Origin of the sequence: Corallococcus sp. 4LFB (genome assembly GCF_046520365.1) — a bacterium.
Classification (GTDB): Bacteria; Myxococcota; Myxococcia; order Myxococcales; family Myxococcaceae; genus Corallococcus; species Corallococcus caeni.
In genome coordinates this window covers 24,857-43,097 of the sequence record NZ_JBKGHJ010000011.1, presented here as the reverse complement: position 1 = coordinate 43,097, position 18,241 = coordinate 24,857, and the positions used below count along the sequence as shown (strand labels likewise).

Sequence of the window (18,241 nt, the reverse complement as noted above, 5' to 3'; positions counted from 1 at the left end):
AATCCCTCCCCAGCCGCTCCACGATGTCGATGCGCAGCGCCACCGGTCCGATGACTCGTAGCCGAAGGCGCGGCGCGTTGCGGCCGCATGGGAATCAAGGATTGCGCAAGGGTAACTATTAGGACCGAAGGGGGTTTCGATCCAGGTCAGGAATCGATTCGTATCGGAAGAAAGGGAGACGTCGTTGCTTTCAGCTCGCAGCCGTAAACGCTTCCCAGCAGGTGTAAATCGCACGACGATGGAGCCGAGGCGTGTGTCCGTGAACCAGGCTTCCAGCTCGGTGGGCCCATCCATGTCCACAGACCGATCCCTGGGGGTAAGAGCAAAACGGTCGTCCTCCCTTCCTCTTCCCCAATCCAGCGTTACATCCTTGTCGGTGCTGATTTCTTCGGAGTCCAAATAGCGAATCAGGGCATGGAAGAACAAACTGAGTGCCTTGAGCGCATTGGACTTCCCTGAGCCGTTGTCCCCATGGAATGTGGCGATGGCATCCGGTTCTTCTGCGCTTCCGCAGAAAGGAATCACAGTCCGTGCCGTGAAGGTCCGGAAATTGGTGATCGCGAACTCCTTTAGACGCAAGGAGGGGCCTGAACGTATGAGCGCAGCGGATGGAGGCATGGCGCGAAGATAAAGGGCTCCCTCCAGGGTGACAACAGGTTCAGCGCCGCTTGCTCGAAGCTCTTACCCGCCATGACACGCCGCCGAATCTCCAACCTGTCCTCGCGCGTCAGCCTTGCTGCCTTCCCTCGGCCTCGCACCCAGTGCCTCCTCTTGAGTAGGGTGACCTGCTCAGCCGCCTGGTGGTGCGTTCACCATTTGAGACCGCCGGGGAAGGCTCAGGCTACCTCATCGTCCTCGGAGAGCTTCGCGTCCGGCAGTTGTTCGGCCAGGGCGAGCCGCTTGGCACCTATGTCTTTGGCGACGCCTCCGTCGAGAGTGCGGCCCTGAACCACAACCATCACTTTGACGTGTGGGGAAAGGCCGAATTGGGAGACGTCGTTGACGACTAGATGCAGGGTCAGGGGTCCGTGCGCGAGTGGCTGGAGGCCCACGGCATGCCCTCTGCCCCCGAGGTACGAGGACTTTCTCGTCGGCGTCCAGCAGGGCCTGCGCAACCTCGCGGAGAGGCGGGGCCCGCTCCCAGAGGACTGGGTCGCACGCCGCCACACTCCGAAGCCCGGAGACCTCGATACCGGGCAGCTTCCGCCTCCCCGGTTGGGCGTCATCCTCGAGCTTGAACGGTGGCTGGCGACCACGGAGCTTGCCCGGCGGCAGCAATTGGAGGAACTCCGTGTGCACTGGCTCCCCCGGCTGACCGACGCCGAGGTGCGTCCGCAGGCCCTGCGCATCATCCGCAAGGCCATCAACTCGAAGAAACTCGTCGTGGAGCGTGACGCCTTCCTGCGGGTGCTGGACGGACGCGGGTGATGTCCTCTCCGTCGCCCGCCGCCCGCCGCGCATCGACTCGAACCCACCTCCGCCGACCCAGAAGCCGCCGAAGCCCTGAGCGCGGCTACGTCGCGGTGGCCGCCGCCCCAGGAAGCGTGAAGAGGAAGGTGCTGCCCTGGCCGGGCTGGCTCTCCGCCCAGATGCGCCCGCCGTGCGCCTCCACGATGCCCTTGGAGATGTAGAGCCCCAGCCCCAGCCCCCGTCGGTCCTCGCTGCGGGCCTGCCAGAACCGGTCGAACACCACCTCCAACTGGTGGCTCGGGATTCCGGGGCCGGTGTCCGTCACGGAGAAGCGGACGGAATGGTGCACCGGCTCCACCCGGAGGGAGATCCTGCCGCCGCCTGGCGTGAACTTGATGGCGTTGGACAGCAGGTTGGCGAGCACCTGGAGGACGCGCTCATGGTCGAACTTCGCCATCAGCGTGTTCCCACGCAGCTCCACGTCGAGCGTGAGGCCCTGGGCGGAGGCCAGCGGCTGGAACGCCTCCAGGGAGTCCTTCACCAGCGCGGTCGCGTCCTGCAGCGCGGGGGCGACGTGGATCCTCCCCGCCTCGATGCTGGCCACGTCCACCAGGTCTCCAATCAGCCGGTTCATCCGCGCGGTGAAGCGCTGGATCTTCTCCGCGGCCTGGGTCGCCTTGCGGCCCGCCTCGTCCTCGCCAGCGCCGCGCTTGAGCAGGGCCGCCTGCAACGCGATGCCCCCCAGCAGCGTGCGCAGGTCATGGCTGACCATGCCCATGAAGTGGTCCCGGGTCGCGAGCGCTTCGTCGGCGTGCGTGCGCTCTCCCAACAGCCGCAGGTCGGTCTCCGCGCGCTCCAGGTGGAGGAGGGCCTCCAGGGCGTGCACCCGCTCCTCGCGTTCGTCCCGCAGCTCCGCGTCCGCGGTGTCCCGCTCTCCCTGGAGGGCCGCGTCCTCGTCGGCCCGCTCCTGCGTGAGGGTCTCCTTCGCCACGGGCGCCGCGTTCCGCGCCCTCCTCGCGTCCGCGGTGTCGCGGGCCGCCTGGAGGGCCTCGTCCGCCTGCTCCCGGGCTTTGTTGATGGCGGCGTCCGAGCCCTCTTCAATCGCGTTCTGCCGCTGGGCGTACTCCCGGTCCGCCTTCTCCCGCTCCACGCGGAGGCCTTCGTCCGTTTGGGCCCGCGGGAGCTTCGGTGCTGCGTCCTGGGTCGCCATGGAGAAGCCTCTTGGGAAGTGCCACCAGGCGCCACCGTAGTCCCAATCCGCTCCGCCCGGGCCGGAGGAAGCCAGGGGTGTTGCCTGGCCACTGCTCAGGCTGGCCCTGGACCTGCCCCGGACATCCGTACAACCCTGGGCCCTCCATTCACGGGATGGGCCCATGCGCGCGACCGCTGCCGTCATCGACGAGCTTCGAAGCACCCTGACGTCGCGGAGCGACCCGCGCCTCGCCGAGGCGACCCGCCGTTACTTCCCCACGGACATCCGAGCCCTGGGGGTCGGCAACGCGGAGGTTCGGCGCATCGCTGATGCGCTCGTCAAGCAGCGGGGCCTGTCGCCCGAGGACTGCCTCGCGGTGACCGAGGACCTGCTCGCCCAGGCGACCCACCATGAAGAGGTGCTCCTGGGGTTCGCCATGGTCCGCAAGGCGGTCGGGCGCGCGTTCGACGAATCGTTGCTGGACCGCTTCCGGTACTGGTTGGAGCACACCGTCTGGAACTGGGCCCAGTGCGACGACCTGTGCCTGACGGTGATGTACCCGTTCTTCCTTGCCCGGACGCCCGCCATCACCCGGATCCAGCACTGGACCGGGTCCCGTTCCCCCTGGTGCCGGAGGGCGGCGAACGTCGCGCTCGTGAAGTTCGTGAGCCGCGACATCCGCTCATCCCGGTACATGCTTCCCCTTGAGGTCATCCTCGGCAACGCACGCCAATTGCTATCGGATCCAGAGCCGTACGTGCAGAAGAGCGTGGGATGGCTGCTGAAGGTGGCGACGGACCACCACCGGGAGGCGGTGGTGGGGTTCATCCAGGAGAACATCTCCAGGATGCAGCGGGACACCCTGCGCTATGCCATTGAGCGGCTGGCGCCGGAGCAACGCAAGGCATTGCTAGCGCTGGAGTCCAGGAGGCCCTGAGCTCACTTCCCGGTGGGCACGCCCAGCTTTCCGAGGACCTTCACCGCGTTGGCGTTCCCCGCGTCCAGGGCGAGTGACTTCCTGTAGCTCGCGATGGCCGCTTCCTTCTGTCCCAGTTGGAGCTGTGCCTCGCCCAGGCTGTCGTAGGCATTCGCATCCGTGGGGAAGAGCTTCACGGTCGCTTCGAACACCCGCACCGCTTCCGCGCCCTTGCCGTCTGCCAGCAACCGGTAGCCGAGCTGGTTCAGGTCCCCCGACTCCAGGCCCTTCATGCCCTCGCGATGCTTCGCGGTGTACCAGGCGAGCGCGGTGTCGACGCCCTTGAACCGCATGCGCACATCCACCTGGGCGGACGGCGACACGGGCTCGGGCTTGAACGCGGTCCAGGCATACTCGGCCGCCACGCTCGCGATGAGGCGGTCGAAGAGCAGGAAGCCGTTGTCGGAGTTGGCCATGACGACCACGCCGCTGCCCGTGTCGCTGAAGGCCATGAACGCGGCCTGGAACCCTTCGTCCGAGCCTCCGTGCCAGAAGCGGTCAGTGCCGGGCTCCACCTGGAAGCCCAGCCCGAACCGTTCCGACTGCCGCGTCAGCATCTGCTGCATCATCGCCTGCGACAGCACGCGCTGGGACTTCCCCGCCTTCGCGCTGGACACCTCGAGGGCGACCCGCGCGAGTTCGGACGGCGTGGTCCACAGTCCGGCCGCGGCCATCTCCGGGTACACGTGCCAGCGCCCCGCGACGCTCTTCCCGCTGGCGTACGTCCCGGTCGCCGTCCTGGCGGCGAGCGCCGGAGGCAGGGGCTGCTCGTAGGAACTGCGGGTCATGCCGAGCGGCTTCAGCACCGTCTCCCGCATGACCTGGGGGAACGGCTTCTGGAGCTGATCCACCATCATCAGCTGGACGATGGACGTGCCACCGCCGCTGTAGCGCGTCTTCGTCCCGGGCACGAGGTCGACGCGCACCGGGCCGGTGTTCGCGGGCGCCGCGCCCTCCAGCACCTGCACCAGCGTGGGCATGGGCGCGTCGACGGCGTACCCGGGGAAGCCGTGCACGGTCGTCCCCGCGCTGTGGCTGAGCAGCCGGCGCAGGGTGACCTTCTGCTCCTTCGTGAAGTCGTTCTCGGGGAGCTTCCACGAGCGCAGCTTGTCGTTGATGTTCTCGTCGAGCGACCATTTGCCGGCCTCGACGAAGTGCAGCGCCGCCAGGGCCGTCACCGGCTTGCTGATGGACCCCGCCTGGAACAGCGTCTCCAGGGTGACGGGCTCCGAGCCACCCGCCTCTCTCACGCCATAGGTCCTGGCCCAGACGATGGCGTGCTTGTCGAAGACGGCGATGCTCAGCCCGGGGATCCGGTACAGCGCCATCCACTGCGGGAGCGTCAGGCTCTGGGGCTTCTCGCCTTCGATGGCGACCGGGGCCAGGCCCGCCTCCACTCGCGCCGCGCGGGCCGCTTGAGCAGGGCTGGCCAACCATTGCGTGGCGGGCTTCTTCGTCCCCTCCGCCGCGAGGGCCGCACCTCCCGGGCTGAACAGGAGGGCCGCGAGCACGAGGCGGGACAGGGAACGGCGCATGGGTTCACCGAAGGAAGGGAGTGGGACGCGAGGTGTACGCCATCCCCACCTGTCGATTGCCGGTCCGAACCCCTTTTCCCGTGGAGGCCTCCTGTGTGGAGCGGGACGCCCTCCTGCGTTTGATGGAGTGACCCGCTCGCTCACCCTGTGAACGGCGTGGGCAGCGGGCGCAGGATCTTGCTGGCGATGCGAGTCTCCCAAGCCTGGTAATCGAAAACCAGAGCCGGCTTGGACTTGTTCTTCGACCACGGCTCCGTCTTGTCTCGGGTGAACATGCTGGTGTCCGCCAGGACTGGCGAAAAATTCGCCTCGTTCGACTCCTTCAGCGCGAGCGTGTACGGGTTCGTCCCTTGAGAGTAGTCATGCCCCTTGGAACTTCTTGCTTGGCCGTAGAGGTCGACCTGTCTTCTGAAGGTGTGCTTGTCCTTTCGCTTCATGACGTCCATCACGCTGATCAGGTTCGTTCCTCGCGCCAGGGCGTCGGTCGCCGCCTCACTCTCGTCACGGAACTCGGTCTTGTTGCTCGCATAGCAGAACACCTTTCCGTTGGTCCCTGAGGCGTTCCGCAGGATCACGACATTCATCCGTGGCACCGACTGGGTGGTGTTGCCATGGCTGGAAACGATGCAGTCGCGAACCTGGCCATGGCTCCTCAACTTCGTTGCGATCATGCCAGTCATGTTGGTGGAGGTGTTTTCAAACACTCGCACTGACATCCCGGTGGGGGTGCCCAGGCAGGCGAGAACGGAGTCGATGTAATCATCTACGGCTCCCTGGCCGTTCCCAACGAGAGCATCGCTGTCATAGGGGACGTGCGCGAGCGCATACTGAAGAGGGCCCTGGTTGTCGCGATACTGGATGGCGATGGCAACGCAGGTGCCCACGCCGCCGGTCTTCAGGACGTCGGTTTCGTCGCCGAGGATTCCAACGAAGTTCATTGGAACATACTGAAATTTCAATGGCATATGGGCGTTTAGAATAACACGCGTCTCGATTGCCTGTAAAACGGCCGCCCGCTGGCTTTTCCAACGACCTCCCAGGTTGCTGACGAGCCTTCGATTTGAGCGACAATGGCGGACATGGCGGTCCGCCTTGTGTCCATCGTGTGTCTCCTCGCTGCATTGCCCGCCGCCGCCAACGTGGCTGCCTCCACGCGGATGCCGGTGACCTTCACCCTGTCATCGGGGACTGCACGCACGCGCACGGAGGTGCTCAGCGAGAAGCTGGACTTCGATTGCGCGGAGGCGGAGCAGGAGGCGGTCTGCCGCTTCGAGGCGCGCTACCGGCTGCGCAACGGGACCCCCGAGGCGGAGGTCATCGATGCCGCCTTCCTGGGAGCCCGTACGCGCGAGGTTCGCGTGCGCTTCGACGAGGAGCCTCTCCCGGTGACGGAGGGTCAGGCGGACTCGATGGGCCCGACGTCGCCGGTGGAACGCTTCGGCTTCACCCTCACGCTTCCGCCCGGGCGGGAGGGGGAGCTGGTGGTACGGGGCCTGATGCAGCTCGAGCGGCGCTTCCTGCCCTCGGGGTACGTGTGGCCCGCGGTCCAGGCGCGTCACGTCCTGCTGTCCTCTGGACCGCCGCGGGCCACGCACTGGGACATCGATTATCTGCTGGGGCCCATCCGGACCTGGGCGGGCAACCCCGAGCTCCACATCACGGTGCGTGTCCCTTCCTCGTGGGAGGTGGGCAGCAGCCCGGACGCATCCGCGCGCACGCTGCCGGTGGCCACGGGCTGGAAGCTTCGGCACGAGGGCGAGCAGGTGGTGGCGGAGCGGAGCCTCACGGCGGCGAGCGCGCCCGAGTGGCTCAACGTCACGCTGACGAAGCCCAGGCCGTGGTGGACTCCGGGCGGTGTGCAACTGGGGCTGGGCGCGCGGCTCGGGGACGGTTCCCGCTTCATGGCCCGGCTCGGCTACCAGCTCGCCGCACCCGAGTCCTTCCTGCATTCGCTCTCGGTGGAGACGGACTTTCGAGAAGAGGTCGTCCTCACGCCCCTCACGCAGTATGCGACGCCCCAGGTCGCCATCATCCCGAGCTTCGGGCTCGGCCTGGGGATACCGGTGCAGGTGCTCCCCGAAGTCCGGCCGGGTCTGCGGCTCCTCGCGGACCTGCACTTCGGTCCGCTGGGGGCCGCGCTCAGCTGGGACCACTATCCGGCGCTGCGGGAGGGCACGGACTCCTTCTCGCGGCTCATCCTCCTGTTCCAGGTAGGCCTGTAGGTCGGCAGTCCTCTTCGTCGAAGCGCTACGCCGGCGCCGTCGTCCGCTGTCCCGCGGCGTCATCCCGGCGCATCGGCTGGGCCTTTCCATACGTCAGCGAGCGCCACACCCACTCCGCGGGGCCGAAGCGGAACCTCGACAGCCACAGGTGGCTCCACACCACCTGGACGGCGAAGACGGACAGGCAGTACGCCATGCACGCTGCGGGGCCCAGCTTGGTGATGAAGCCCAGTCCGTAGCCGTAGAAGAACAGCACGCTGATGATCGACTGTGACAGGTAGTTCGTCAGCGCCATGCGCCCCACCGGTGCGAGCAGCCCCAGCGCCCGCTGCCAGGGGGTTCGCTGGAAGAGCAGGGTGATGCCGGACACGTAGACGGCCGCGAAGCCCAGCTCGCCCAGGTTCCTCAGCGGCGCCATGGCGAAGGCCACCCACTTCGGCAGCGTCTCCGGGGTGAAGACCTGCTTCAGCATGAGCTGTTGCAGCACCAGCCCGCTGCCGCTGCCAATCACCCCGGCCACGAGCCCCCACCCGAGCAGCCGGCGGAACAGCCGCAGGTGCTGGGGCACGTCGTGGAAGATGCGGCGCCGCCCCGCCAGCAGGCCCAGCAGGAACCGGCCAAATACAGGGAGCAGGATGGACAGCAGCAGCGGGAAGTAGTCGCGAAAGAAGAAGTTCCCGGTCGCCTTCACCGCGTCCAGCCAGCTTCCATGGGTGAAGGCAGACAGCGTCTCCGCCTTGATGGCCGCGGACTTCTCGTTGGCCGCCTTGAGGAGGGCCGCGCCGGCCTCCGGCGTGTCCGCCATCAGCTGCGGAAGCTTGAGGATGACCACGCTGATGACGGACCACCCCAGGGCCAATAGCAGGGCGCTGATGAGCAGCGTCCGGTCCGAGCGACGCCGGAACAGGAACAGGCCGAAGCCCAGCACGGCGTAGGTGCTGAGGATGTCTCCGTACCAGATGAGGAACAGGTGGGAGAGCCCCATCACCAGCATCACCCCCAGCCGCCGGACATAGAGCGGCGTGATGGAGGCCCCTCGTGCTTCGGCGCGGCCCAGCTGCACCGCGAAGCCGAGGCCGAAGAAGAACGAGAAGAGGGTGATGAACTTCCCTGCCACCAGCGTCGAGAACACCTGCCAGGCGACAGTGTCGACGAGCGGCGCGTTGTTCATCGCCGTGAGGACCTGCTCTCGCGGCAGGAAAATCCTGCCGCTGAACCACACCATCACATTGGAGATGAACACGCCGCACAGGGCAAAGCCGCGCAGCGTGTCGAGGAGCGCCAGCCGCTCGCTGGAATCCACGGGACGGGCTTCGGCGCTGGGGAGCGAGGCCTCGGAAGGGACTGGGGTCATATTCGGAAAAGAATGGGCAACGTGAACCCGCCTGACCGTATTCCATGAGAGCGCGTCACGTGAGCGCCGGAGGCGTGGCGCCAACGAAGGCCTCTCCGTCTGCCCCATGCGGTTGGCACTCGCGGTCCTCAGAGCCTGTGGCGCGTGTGCCAGTATGGCGCATCCGGCCAACGCTGCTCGTCGCGATAGAGGCGCAGGGCTTCGCGCCGGTACGTATCGAAAGCACGCGCAAGACGGGTGCTGTAGGCCGGCAGCGCGGAGGCATCGCCTTGTGCGTCGGCGACAAGCGCATCCGCGGCGTCGATGCCCGTGCGCAGCGCGAGCGTCAGTCCATGCGCGGCGATGGGGTCGTAGGTGAGCGCGGCATCTCCGACGGCGACCCAGCCCGGGCCGCACACCGTCGCGAGGCGGGCACTGCTGGCGTCAACGAACCGCGGGACACCTTCGAGCCTGGCGCCATGGGCCTCGAGGCGGAGCCGCGTATGCGGCGCGTTGGCGAGGAGCGCGCCAAGCCCGTCCGGCGTGCGCACGCTTGCCGGGTGGTGCAGGGAAGCCTCGGTGAAAAGCGAGAGGATGAAACGTCCACCGGGAATGGGCGCCGAGTACCAGAAGCCCTCGGGCACCGCCTCGATGAGCGTGAACGCCTCGTCGAGCTGCCGGGTCACCCGCGAGAATGCGAAGAGCGCCACCTGCTCCCAGGCAAGCTGGCGCGACACTCCCTGACGTCGAGGAAAAGAGGCCGCTCTCCCTGACGCATCGACGACGTAGCGGGCTCGGACCGCGGGGTGTCTGTCGGTCGCCTCCGCCCGCCAGACCCCGGCCTCGTACTCAAGGTCGCGCGGCGCGTCGCCTTCGAACAACCGCGCCCCTACCGCGGCGGCTCTCTCGCGCAACATGGCCTCGAAGCGCATGCGGTCAACGTGGAAGCCGTGTCCGCGCGGGTCTCGGACAAAGTCGTGCCACGTCAGAACGGGGCTGCCCCAGGCGGAGGCGTTCGCGTGGCAGGGCAGGGGCCCATCCTCGATGAACCGCTCGCCAAGCCCCAGCCGCGCGAGGAGAGCTGGAGCCCCTGGCGACAGGCTTTCGCCGATGCGTTCACCCGCCTGCGTGCGGCCAAAGACAGCCACACGCAGCCCCGCGTGGGCGAGCGTGATGGCGGACGCGCACCCGGCCGGCCCCGCGCCGATGATGACCACGTCCGCCTCGAGTTCGCGCGCCACTGCGTCAGTCTTCGGAGGCCCAGATGGGGCGGAGCGCCGTCATCGCCGGCTGGCTGTGTTCCACCTGCCGGCCTGTCTCCACCCAGAGCTGGCCGGGCAGCGGGCCACCCGGTCCGGGCAACGCTTCGATGATGCCAACCTGCGCCCACTCACGGACGAACTTGTTGATGGCTTCCTTCGAGGGGTAGATCTGCGGCGGGTAGGTCGGCTTCATCGGGTAGCGGATGCCGCGCAGCCACTTCACGCGCTGGTCGAAGGCGAGCACCCGCTCCTTCTCATTGGCGGGCGTCTTCGGGTCCATCACCTTCTGGTATTGCTCCTCGCTGAGCACGTCGTTGGGCACGCGCGCGGGCCAGAACGTCGGCAGGTAGTCGTCGACGTAGGGCACGTAGGCCGACAGGCACGACGAGGTGTCCGTCTGCCACGGCGTCGCCATCCAGCGGGTGAGGTCGCCCGCCGTCGAGCCATCCAGCGGGCCGCCGCGCATGAGCGCGATGGAGGAGATGAGCTGGGGCCCAGTCCGGTTCGGGAGCGGCGCGGCGCTTGATGCGGAACGGCTCCGCGTAGAGCATCGCGTGGCGCATGGGCCAGGTGAACTCCGCGCCGGGATGGAAGGGCCCGCCGAGCACCTCGTCGAGCACGGCGCGGTCGATGCCCCGCACCTGTTCCTCCGCGCTCAAGCTCGTCCAGGCGGGGGGTGCCTTGGGCGGCCCGTCGGCCACGAAGTCGCCCTCCGCCCACTGTTCGAGCCACTTGTATTGCGTCGGCAGGATGGCCATCCACTCGCGGGGACCGGTCTGCGTGGTGTTGAGCGTCGTCCCGTCGCCGTAGTAGGCGGGCAGGGCGGCCGGCTGGGGATGGTCGTAGTTGGCGTTCCTGAACCCGTTGAAGATGCTGAAGCGCAGTGAGCGCGAAGCGTCGGAGGGGTCGTTGAGGCGCGCGGCGAGCGCGGGGTCCGTGAAGTCATTGGGCGTGCCAAAGCCGAAGTCACGCGCGAAGCCCGCGTTCACCCACTGGTTGAGCGTGAACCGCCGGAGCAGGGGATAGATGTGCTCGGAGAACTTCGGGCGCTCGGGCATCCGGGAGGGATCGAGCTCCGTCGCGACCTGGAACAGCAGATCCCAGCCGGTGACGATGGACTGCACGCCGGGCGCGTAGTCGGGCGGTCCGACGAGGACCCAGGCCCCCTTCGCCTGGTAGGTCTTGCCCGCGTACTCAACGGTCGCGTCGACCGGTCCATCGGAGATGTCATCGTGCCAGCCGGTGTTGTTGGCGAACGTGGTCGCTGGCTGGCCATCGAAGCTCGCCGCCTCGCCACGGCCGCCCAGGAACACCAGGCGGCCCTCGGCGTCGGTGCGGAGCTCACCCAGGTAGACCGACTTGTTCATGAAGCGGCCGGTGAGCGCGAAGGAGGCCTCGGCGCCCAGCGTGTTGATGTTCTTGCCGGCGATGGTGGCGGTGGGCGGGGTGATGGCCAGGCTCGCGCGCTCGGGGCCCTTCACGTTCGCGTTGCGCAGGATGCTCGCGATGCCCGGGGTGCCGGCGACGAGGCCTTGTGACTCGGGGATGTCGAGCGCCTGGTCGAAGTCGAACCACGCGGCCTTCTTGTTGGCGACCTCGACCTTCCAGGTGATGTGGGCGTCGTCGGCCGTGATCTCCTTGACGACCTGCCCCCGCGCATCGAGCCCGTAGACGCGGAAGCGGGCGGCTTGCCGTTTGATGCGGCCGCTCGTGTCGCGGTAGGCGCCCCGGTCACGCGGAGCACCGGGCAGCTCGGGCCCGAAGAAATACCCATCCGGGCTGTTGCCAACTCTCGCGACACCAATCGACGGATAGATGGCGAACTGCGTGATTGCCTGCGATTCGCTCATGACGCCCCCCAAGGAAAGATAGACGTCATCATTTGTGACCGGCTTGGTGGGTGTCAATGAGACACGTCAGGGCATGCACGCCCCCGCGGGAGAGGAGCTGCCCGGGGTGTAGCGCTCAGCGCCGCGCGAGCCGGGTCTCGGCTGCCTTGAGGACGTGCTCCTTGAGCAGGTAGCCGAAGCCCGCGTTGCGCAGGCGGACGATGAGCTCGTCCCGGGTCGTCTTGAGCTGCTCGGCGGTGCGCTCCAGGCTCCAGCCCCCCTGCGCGAGCTGCTTGAGCAGGTAGGCCCGCCGCGTCTGCGCCGCCGAGAGCCGGTAGGTCTTGAGGTACTCGACCGTGCCGTCACCGCGCAGGATGGCCTCACCCATGTGGTTCTCCTCCGAGGGCGACAGGCCCGTGATGAAGCGCTGGAGGTGGAAGGGGCCGGCCTCGTAGACGGGGGAGGTGACCACCTCGGCGCCGATGATGCCCTCGGCCATGAAGCCCATGAAGTCCGCCCAGTCCGCGCGCATGCGCTCGATGGCGGACCGCAGGTCCTTCACCGAGTTCACCCGCGCATCCTCCACGCCCAGCCCCAGCACGGGCACGTCTCCAAGGAAGCCGTACTGCACGAGCAGATCCCCGTAGAAGTCCTCGAGCAGGGCCCGGTGCAGGGCGCGATAGTCCTCGGGGTGCGAGACGATGGCGCAGGAGAGCAGCGCGTCCGCCTGGAAGATGAGCATGCCCACCTGGCGCTCGTGCAGCTCGAAGATGCGCAGCGCCTCCGCGAAGGCCGCGCTGGCCCAGCCCGAATAGGCCCACTCGCTCCGGGGGTTGAGCCCCTGGGAGAGGGCCTCCTGGGAATACTCGCTCCACGCCACCTGCGGCCCGCCGAAGTACAGCGCGAGGAAGCCCTCCATCGTCAGGTGCATGGGCAGCAGCCGCAGCCGGTTCTTGTCCTCGCGGTGCACCATGCGGTGCAGCACCCGCGTCGACAAGAAGGGCCCGTACTTGAGGCTCTTTCCCTCCTTGCCCGCGGGCTTGCGCAGCCGGGTCTCGGGCGTCACCGCCGTGCCCTTGTCGTCCCAGTCCACCACCAGGCCATGGGGGACGTAGGACGCGTAGTGGAGCCCGGGCTCCATCAACCCGCCCTGGAGCGACACGACGCTCACGTCCTCGTCGTAGCTCCTGCGGGTGATGCGCAGGTCTCCGGGGATGTCATCGCGCAGCACGGGCACCAGGCGGATGCTCCCCCAGACCTGCGAGGGCGCGAGCCGCAGCCCCGTGAGCGGCAGCCGCCGCACCGCGCTCTTGCCGCCCTCCCTCATGCCACCTCCTCGTCGAGCGACTCTTCCGAAAGCTCGGACAGGGCCCTCGGGGGCTCGGTCCCGGCGTGGCCCGTGGGCGCGTGCTCGAGCATCCGCCGCACGCGCGCCGCCAGGTAGTCCTCGAGCTCCGCCAGGGGCGAGGCCCCCTCGGCGAAGCGCGCGAAGCCGAGCACCGTGGGCAGGTCCTCCGCGTCCCGCACGCCCACGGTGGGCACGTGCATCCCGATGCCCCGGGGCGCGTAGAGCTCCGAGGCGAACACGGGGTTGGCGTGGATGATGGTGGTGCGGCGGGCGGGGTCCAGCTTCGTGCGAAACAGGCGGGTGACCTCGGCCACGGCGTTGGGCGGATCATTGTCGTAGCCATCCGACACGACGACCACCAGCTCGGGCATCCAGTCCAGCGCGTCCAGCAGCGGGGTGGCGAGGTCCGTCTGTCCCCGGGCGCGCGAGAGCAGGGGATGCTCGGGAGGGTGCATCCAGAAAGCGCGGTATTCACGCGCCGTGGCGGCCAGCAGGTAGTGCGCCGCGAGCGCCACCCCGAGCGGCCGGCGGCGCTTCTCGCTCGAGCCCGAGGCGGAGTAGCTGTTGTCCAGCACGGCCGCCACCCGGCCCAGGGGCACCGAGGCCCGGCGCAAGCTGTTCACCGCCGCCCGCTCGAGCGCGGTGTGCAGCTCCGCCAGCCGCTCCTGTCGCACCTCCAGGGGGAGGGAGAGCACGTAGAGCGCCAGCCGGGTGAGCGGCGTGCGCCCCAGGTCCATGGTGATGGTCCCCTGGGCGCGCGTGGCCGAGCCCTGCAGGCGCAGCCGCTCGGCGGCGGTGAGGCGCGGCTCGATCTTCTTCAGGAAGACGTCCCGGGGGAGCTGGTGCTTCGCGGCGAGCCCCTCGGCGACGGTGTAGGGCAGCTCGAAGAGGGCGGAGGCGTCGTAGTGGGCCTTGCGGAACGTCTCCAGCAGGGGGGCCTGGAACACGCGCTTGCGCCAGCCGTGGAAGAGGAAGGGGTTGAGCTCTCCGGGCAGCTTGAGGTGGCCGTGCGCCACGGCGGCGCGCAGCTTGGAGCGATACTTCACCGCGTCGAAGTGCAGGTCCGCGCGCCCCTTCAGGAACTCGCGCACGATGGCGCGGGCGCGGCGGTTGTTGATGCGCCGCTCGCGCAGCACGTCCAGCACCCGGTAGGCCCGCTGGGGCGGCAGGGCCCGGAGCGCCGCCGCGATGAGCGCGCCCTCCTCGTGCCGGTCCGCGGACGGGGTCTGCTTTCCGCTCGCCAGCAGGTTGAGGATGATCTGCGCCTGGTTGAAGTGGTTGATGCCCGCGGCCAGCGTGCGCGTGTAGAGGCGGCGGTAGTTGCCGAGGATGTAGGCGTGCAGGAACTCGATGGACACCGCCTGCCCGCGCCCGTCGTTGTAGAACTCGCGCTGCCCGGTGCACGAGAAGCACGCGTTGACGAACATGACCAGGTCCTCACGGGCGACCTGCTCGGCACGTGCGCCCGCGATGTCCATCGGAGGTTCACCCTTCATGAGGAGGGAGCGCCGCTCGGGGAAGGCGGACACGATCAGCTAGTCAAGCTACAAAGGCTCGGTTCGGAAATCGCATCACAGTCCCGCGAGCGGCGCCCCTGACCGTAGCATGACGTGGCAGCCGGGCGCGGGCTGACACGGCCATGGCGTCTCGGACATGGACTCCCCGGTGTGCGTGAATGCTGACAGGGAGCCGTCAGCAATCCGCCGCGCAATGGCTGAGGCGATGCCGCCTGACAGTGCCAGCTACAGAGCAGGGCTTGTCAGCCCCTTGCGACAGGCGTGCCTGGCGCTTCTTCGAGGACGAAGCCGAATTGACGCCCGTCTGGGCGCGGAGCCACACCCCGCGCGGGTTGCGCGATGCGGCCCGGCGGGTGTCTGCTGCCGGGCCCATGTCACGCAACACGCAGTGGAAGGTGGCCGGCTTCGGTGTGTCGGCCCTGGTGCTCGCCGCCGCGCTGGTCTTCGCCAACGGCTCGCATGCGGTTCCTGGAACGCTGTCCTCGGAGCAGAGCGAGCGGGATGAATACGCCCAGCTGGCCCTGGCGGCCCTCCGCGCCGCGGACCCCACGGGCGAGCTGAAGTACGACCCGGAGCAATTCCTCATCCAGCGCTTCGCCCCGGACGGCGGTCTGGGGATGTCCCTCTACCTCGCGAACTTCTACCGCGAGTACCAGGACACTCCGCCCGAGCGGCGCGGCCAGGTGCTCGCGCGGTTGGGCCGGGCGGGCGTGCTCCCGGAGGCCCCGGCCACCTATGAACAGGCGCGTCCCCTGTTGATGCTCGTGGTGCGCGCCCGCGACACCTTCGAGGCGTTCTCCCAGCAGGACGGTGAGTCCTCTCCGGTGTCGTGGCGGCCGGTGGGCGAGGTGCTGGCGGAGGCGCTCGTCCAGGACACCCCGGACGCCATGCGCTACGTGCCCACGGAGGAGCTGGCGCGCTGGGGCATCTCCTACGAGCAGGCCCGCGCCGATGCGATGGCCAACCTGCGGCGGCTGGAGGCCGCGCCGCTCCGGAACCTGACGCTGGGCGCCTGCGGCCTCTTCACGAACGACAGCTACGGCGCCTCACGGCTGCTGCTGGACGACGTCGTGCGCGGCTGCGAGGTGAAGGGCGATCCGGTGGTGGTCGTCCCCAACCGGGACACGGTGCTCATCACCGGCGCCGACGACGCCACGGGCCTGCTCACGGTGGCGGAGGCGGCCCTGGAGGGCGTCCAGGCGCCGCGCCCCGTGGATGGCCACGCGCTGCGCCTCACCGCCGACGGATGGAAGCCCTTCCTCCCCGAACCGGAGAGCCCGTCGCGGAGCATCCTGGAGAACCTCGCGTTCGCCAGCCGGGTGCGCGGCTACCAGGAGCAGACCGAGCGGTTGCGGAAGCAACTGGAGCAGGAGCACCGCGAGGTCTTCGTCGCCAGCCTCGTGCCGGACAAGGACGCCCGGGGCCGCTACTTCGGTCAGACCGTCTGGTCGAATGAAGGCGAGGCCCTGCTCCCGCGAGCGGACGTCATCGTCTTCATCGACGCGGCGCTGGGCCCGGACGCGCCCCCGGTGGCCACGGTCCGCTGGGACCTGGTGGTGCGCGACGCCGGAACGCTGCTGATGCCCGAGCTGGGCGTGTATCCGGAGCGCTACCGCGTGCAGGGCTTTCCCTCCAAGGAGCAGCTCCAGCGCTGGAAGGCCGACCCGACGGCCATGGACGTGCCCTGAAGTACGGGCTGCTCACTGCCGGTGGGGAGGAAGCCGCGGCGTCAGGGCCCCTGCGGGCCGGGGTTGGAGTTGCCGCCGTCGGTGACGTAGCGCCACTGCCCGTCCGCCTGCCGGCGCCACACGGTGAGGTACTTCACGTAGTCCGTCTCCGGCGTGCCTTCGGCGTTCTTGCCCGAGGACACGGCGCGGCCCACCGTGTACGCGAGGTCCCCGGACGCCGCCGCGTCACCCAGCACCGGCTCCCAGCGCAGGTCGAGCTTGTCGAGCGTGAACGGGGTGTAGGCCTGCGCGATGGCCTCACGGCCGAAGAGGCCCGCGGGGCCGCCCAGCAGCACCGCGTCCTCGGCGGCGTAGGTGATGAACGCCTGGCCCATGCCCTCCTTCGTGGACAGCTCGGAGAAGGCGCTGTCCGCGGCCTTCGCCTCCGCGAGCACCGCGTCCTTCGCCAGCGTGCGCGGCGCGGCGGCCGGCAGCGTGTGTGACGCGGAGAAGCCCGCCGGCGGCGTCATGGGCGTCTTCGCGGCGTTGCGCACCGTCACCGCCACCCGCCACGCCCCGTCCGGCTGCCGCCTCCACATGGAGATGTAGCGCCCCAGCGACTTCGCCGTCGCGCCCGCCGCGTCCACCGTCGAGTGCCCCACGGAATAGCCCAGCGTCCCGTCCGCGCTCACGTCCCAGCGCACCGGCTCCCAGTGCACCGTGCCGCCCTGCTCCAGCGGATGCGCGGTCAGCCAGGCCTGGATGGCGTCGCGCCCCCGGAGCGCGTACGCCCCTTCCACGAGCATCACCGCGTCCTCCGCGAGGAACTGCGCGAACCCCTGCGCGGAGCCCGCCTTCGCGCTGGCGTCCGACATGGCCTGGTCCGCCTCCCGCAGCCGCCCTCGCGCGTCGGTGCTCGCTCCGGTGCTTCCCGTCCCGCTGCCTCCCATCGCGCCCGCGAACATCGGATTCATTGTCCTCTTCCTTTTCTAGACATGCAGAGCCGGGACTCAGGCCCTCCTTGCCTACCTTGATTCGTCTCGCGATACACGCAGTCGTGACTTATTCATGATTCTCCGTGACGAGCGCAACGTCGACGCGTGCACCTGGCCCGAGACCCCGCTGGGGCATCTCGCGCGGGACTCCTTCGTCCCGCTGATGAAGCAGGGCAGCACGGACTCTCTCTCCGCTTCGAATTGGAAGGCCACCGGAGGTGGGCCTCGCCTGGCTCCAGCGACGCCAACGCGTATTCAACGCCTGCATCGCCGCGCTCTCCGGCCACGTGCTGGCCCGCTGCGGCTGCCCGTGCTGATGCTGCGCGGCACCGAGGCGAACGTGGACGAGGGCGGCGACCGCACCCGGGGCTGGGCGGCGCTCACGGACAGCATCGAGGTGGTGGACGTGCCCGGCACGCACTCCTCCGTGCTCCAGCCGCCGCGGGTGGAGTCCCTGGGTCGGGCCCTGTCGCGATCCCTGGATGCGCCACCGCACACGGGGCCGCCCAAGCAGTGAGGCGGGCCGGTTGGCTTTCCCCCACTTATGTAAAGGGTAGACGCAAGCGGCGAGCAGCACGTGGCGACGCAGTAAGTTGAAGCTGGCGCGACCGTACATCTGGCGTTTGAAGAACTTGAGGCTTCGTGCCTTGGCCCTCTGCGCTTGCCCGGGGAGCCTCAAGCGGCTGCACCCGCTGGTAGAGCGATTCGGTCAGCTCGTCCGCGAGCACGCCGTGCTGCGCGAAGCCTTCGGCCTCAGCTGATTCAAATGAGGGGATGCCTCGGCTACGGCTCCCCGCGCCGAGAAGTACGGACTGTGTCCGGAGCGGAGCCACGGTGGGGTGGATGCCTTCTCATATCCTGGCGCCATGAACGCTCTTGCTCTGCTCGCTCTGGTCGTCCCGGCCGCGTCGTCGGACGACGGCTCCCCGCAGCCCTGGTTCACGGTAGGGCCGCT

16 protein-coding genes and 1 pseudogene are annotated in these 18,241 nt (G+C 68.7%); 5 read left to right on the top strand and 12 right to left on the bottom strand.

Features of this window, described 5'->3' with window-relative positions; genetic code table 11:
* Both ACLEQD_RS02535 and ACLEQD_RS02530 read right to left on the bottom strand, forming a co-directional pair.
* Nucleotides 1-525 (bottom strand): hypothetical protein (locus tag ACLEQD_RS02535; RefSeq protein WP_410381466.1); only part of this gene is annotated, 525 nt, incomplete at its 3' end.
* A 311-nt stretch (nucleotides 526-836) separates the two neighbouring features.
* The gene (locus ACLEQD_RS02530) at nucleotides 837-1,052 is read right to left on the bottom strand and encodes a hypothetical protein (RefSeq protein WP_410381464.1); all 216 of its coding nucleotides are present in this window, start codon (nucleotides 1,050-1,052) and stop codon (nucleotides 837-839) included.
* Nucleotides 1,053-1,293: 241 nt separating this feature from the next.
* Between ACLEQD_RS02530 and ACLEQD_RS02525 the strand changes: the two genes are divergently transcribed.
* The gene (locus tag ACLEQD_RS02525) at nucleotides 1,294-1,428 is read left to right on the top strand and encodes a hypothetical protein (protein ID WP_410381462.1); all 135 of its coding nucleotides are present in this window, start codon (nucleotides 1,294-1,296) and stop codon (nucleotides 1,426-1,428) included.
* 85 nt (nucleotides 1,429-1,513) lie between these two features.
* On the opposite strand, the gene ACLEQD_RS02520 is transcribed toward ACLEQD_RS02525, so the two are convergent.
* Nucleotides 1,514-2,620 (bottom strand): ATP-binding protein, encoded by a 1,107-nt coding sequence (locus ACLEQD_RS02520; protein ID WP_410381460.1) that lies wholly within the window; start codon nucleotides 2,618-2,620, stop codon nucleotides 1,514-1,516.
* 163 nt (nucleotides 2,621-2,783) lie between these two features.
* Between ACLEQD_RS02520 and ACLEQD_RS02515 the strand changes: the two genes are divergently transcribed.
* Nucleotides 2,784-3,539, top strand: a complete 756-nt coding sequence (locus ACLEQD_RS02515; protein WP_410381458.1) for a DNA alkylation repair protein — start codon at nucleotides 2,784-2,786, stop codon at nucleotides 3,537-3,539.
* A gap of 2 nt (nucleotides 3,540-3,541) precedes the next feature.
* On the opposite strand, the gene ACLEQD_RS02510 is transcribed toward ACLEQD_RS02515, so the two are convergent.
* Both ACLEQD_RS02510 and ACLEQD_RS02505 read right to left on the bottom strand, forming a co-directional pair.
* A complete protein-coding gene (locus tag ACLEQD_RS02510; protein ID WP_410381456.1) occupies nucleotides 3,542-5,113 on the bottom strand; it encodes a serine hydrolase in 1,572 nt (523 codons plus the stop codon).
* Between the two features lie 140 nt (nucleotides 5,114-5,253).
* Nucleotides 5,254-6,051: a hypothetical protein gene (locus ACLEQD_RS02505; protein WP_410381455.1), complete on the bottom strand. Its 798-nt coding sequence runs from the start codon at nucleotides 6,049-6,051 to the stop codon at nucleotides 5,254-5,256.
* Between the two features lie 141 nt (nucleotides 6,052-6,192).
* Between ACLEQD_RS02505 and ACLEQD_RS02500 the strand changes: the two genes are divergently transcribed.
* Nucleotides 6,193-7,335: a hypothetical protein gene (locus tag ACLEQD_RS02500; protein WP_410381453.1), complete on the top strand. Its 1,143-nt coding sequence runs from the start codon at nucleotides 6,193-6,195 to the stop codon at nucleotides 7,333-7,335.
* 25 nt (nucleotides 7,336-7,360) lie between these two features.
* On the opposite strand, the gene ACLEQD_RS02495 is transcribed toward ACLEQD_RS02500, so the two are convergent.
* From ACLEQD_RS02495 to ACLEQD_RS02470, 6 genes and pseudogenes are all read right to left on the bottom strand, one after another.
* A complete protein-coding gene (locus ACLEQD_RS02495; RefSeq protein WP_410381451.1) occupies nucleotides 7,361-8,689 on the bottom strand; it encodes a DUF418 domain-containing protein in 1,329 nt (442 codons plus the stop codon).
* Between the two features lie 128 nt (nucleotides 8,690-8,817).
* Nucleotides 8,818-9,909, bottom strand: a complete 1,092-nt coding sequence (locus tag ACLEQD_RS02490; protein ID WP_410381449.1) for an NAD(P)/FAD-dependent oxidoreductase — start codon at nucleotides 9,907-9,909, stop codon at nucleotides 8,818-8,820.
* Nucleotides 9,910-9,913: 4 nt separating this feature from the next.
* Nucleotides 9,914-10,210, bottom strand: a complete 297-nt coding sequence (locus tag ACLEQD_RS02485; RefSeq protein WP_410381467.1) for a hypothetical protein — start codon at nucleotides 10,208-10,210, stop codon at nucleotides 9,914-9,916.
* Nucleotides 10,211-10,442: 232 nt separating this feature from the next.
* Nucleotides 10,443-11,780, bottom strand: a pseudogene (locus ACLEQD_RS02480) (LodA/GoxA family CTQ-dependent oxidase); the annotation flags it as partial.
* 115 nt (nucleotides 11,781-11,895) lie between these two features.
* Nucleotides 11,896-13,086, bottom strand: coding sequence for an ARPP-2 domain-containing protein (locus ACLEQD_RS02475; RefSeq protein ID WP_410381447.1), 1,191 nt, complete (start codon nucleotides 13,084-13,086; stop codon nucleotides 11,896-11,898).
* On the bottom strand, nucleotides 13,083-14,585 hold the full coding sequence (locus ACLEQD_RS02470; RefSeq protein ID WP_410381445.1) for a hypothetical protein: 1,503 nt from the start codon (nucleotides 14,583-14,585) through the stop codon (nucleotides 13,083-13,085). The genes ACLEQD_RS02475 and ACLEQD_RS02470 overlap by 4 nt, the downstream gene beginning before the upstream one ends.
* 410 nt (nucleotides 14,586-14,995) lie before the next feature.
* Here ACLEQD_RS02470 and ACLEQD_RS02465 point away from each other — a divergent pair, with 410 nt between their 5' ends.
* Entirely contained in the window at nucleotides 14,996-16,312 is a 1,317-nt protein-coding gene (locus ACLEQD_RS02465) for a hypothetical protein (protein WP_410381443.1), read from the top strand.
* Nucleotides 16,313-16,353: 41 nt separating this feature from the next.
* On the opposite strand, the gene ACLEQD_RS02460 is transcribed toward ACLEQD_RS02465, so the two are convergent.
* Complete coding sequence (locus tag ACLEQD_RS02460) at nucleotides 16,354-17,265, bottom strand: YybH family protein (RefSeq protein WP_410381441.1); 912 nt, start codon at nucleotides 17,263-17,265, stop codon at nucleotides 16,354-16,356.
* Nucleotides 17,266-17,359: 94 nt separating this feature from the next.
* Between ACLEQD_RS02460 and ACLEQD_RS02455 the strand changes: the two genes are divergently transcribed.
* On the top strand, nucleotides 17,360-17,803 hold the full coding sequence (locus ACLEQD_RS02455) for a hypothetical protein (RefSeq protein WP_410381439.1): 444 nt from the start codon (nucleotides 17,360-17,362) through the stop codon (nucleotides 17,801-17,803).
* Nucleotides 17,804-18,241: the final 438 nt, after the last annotated feature.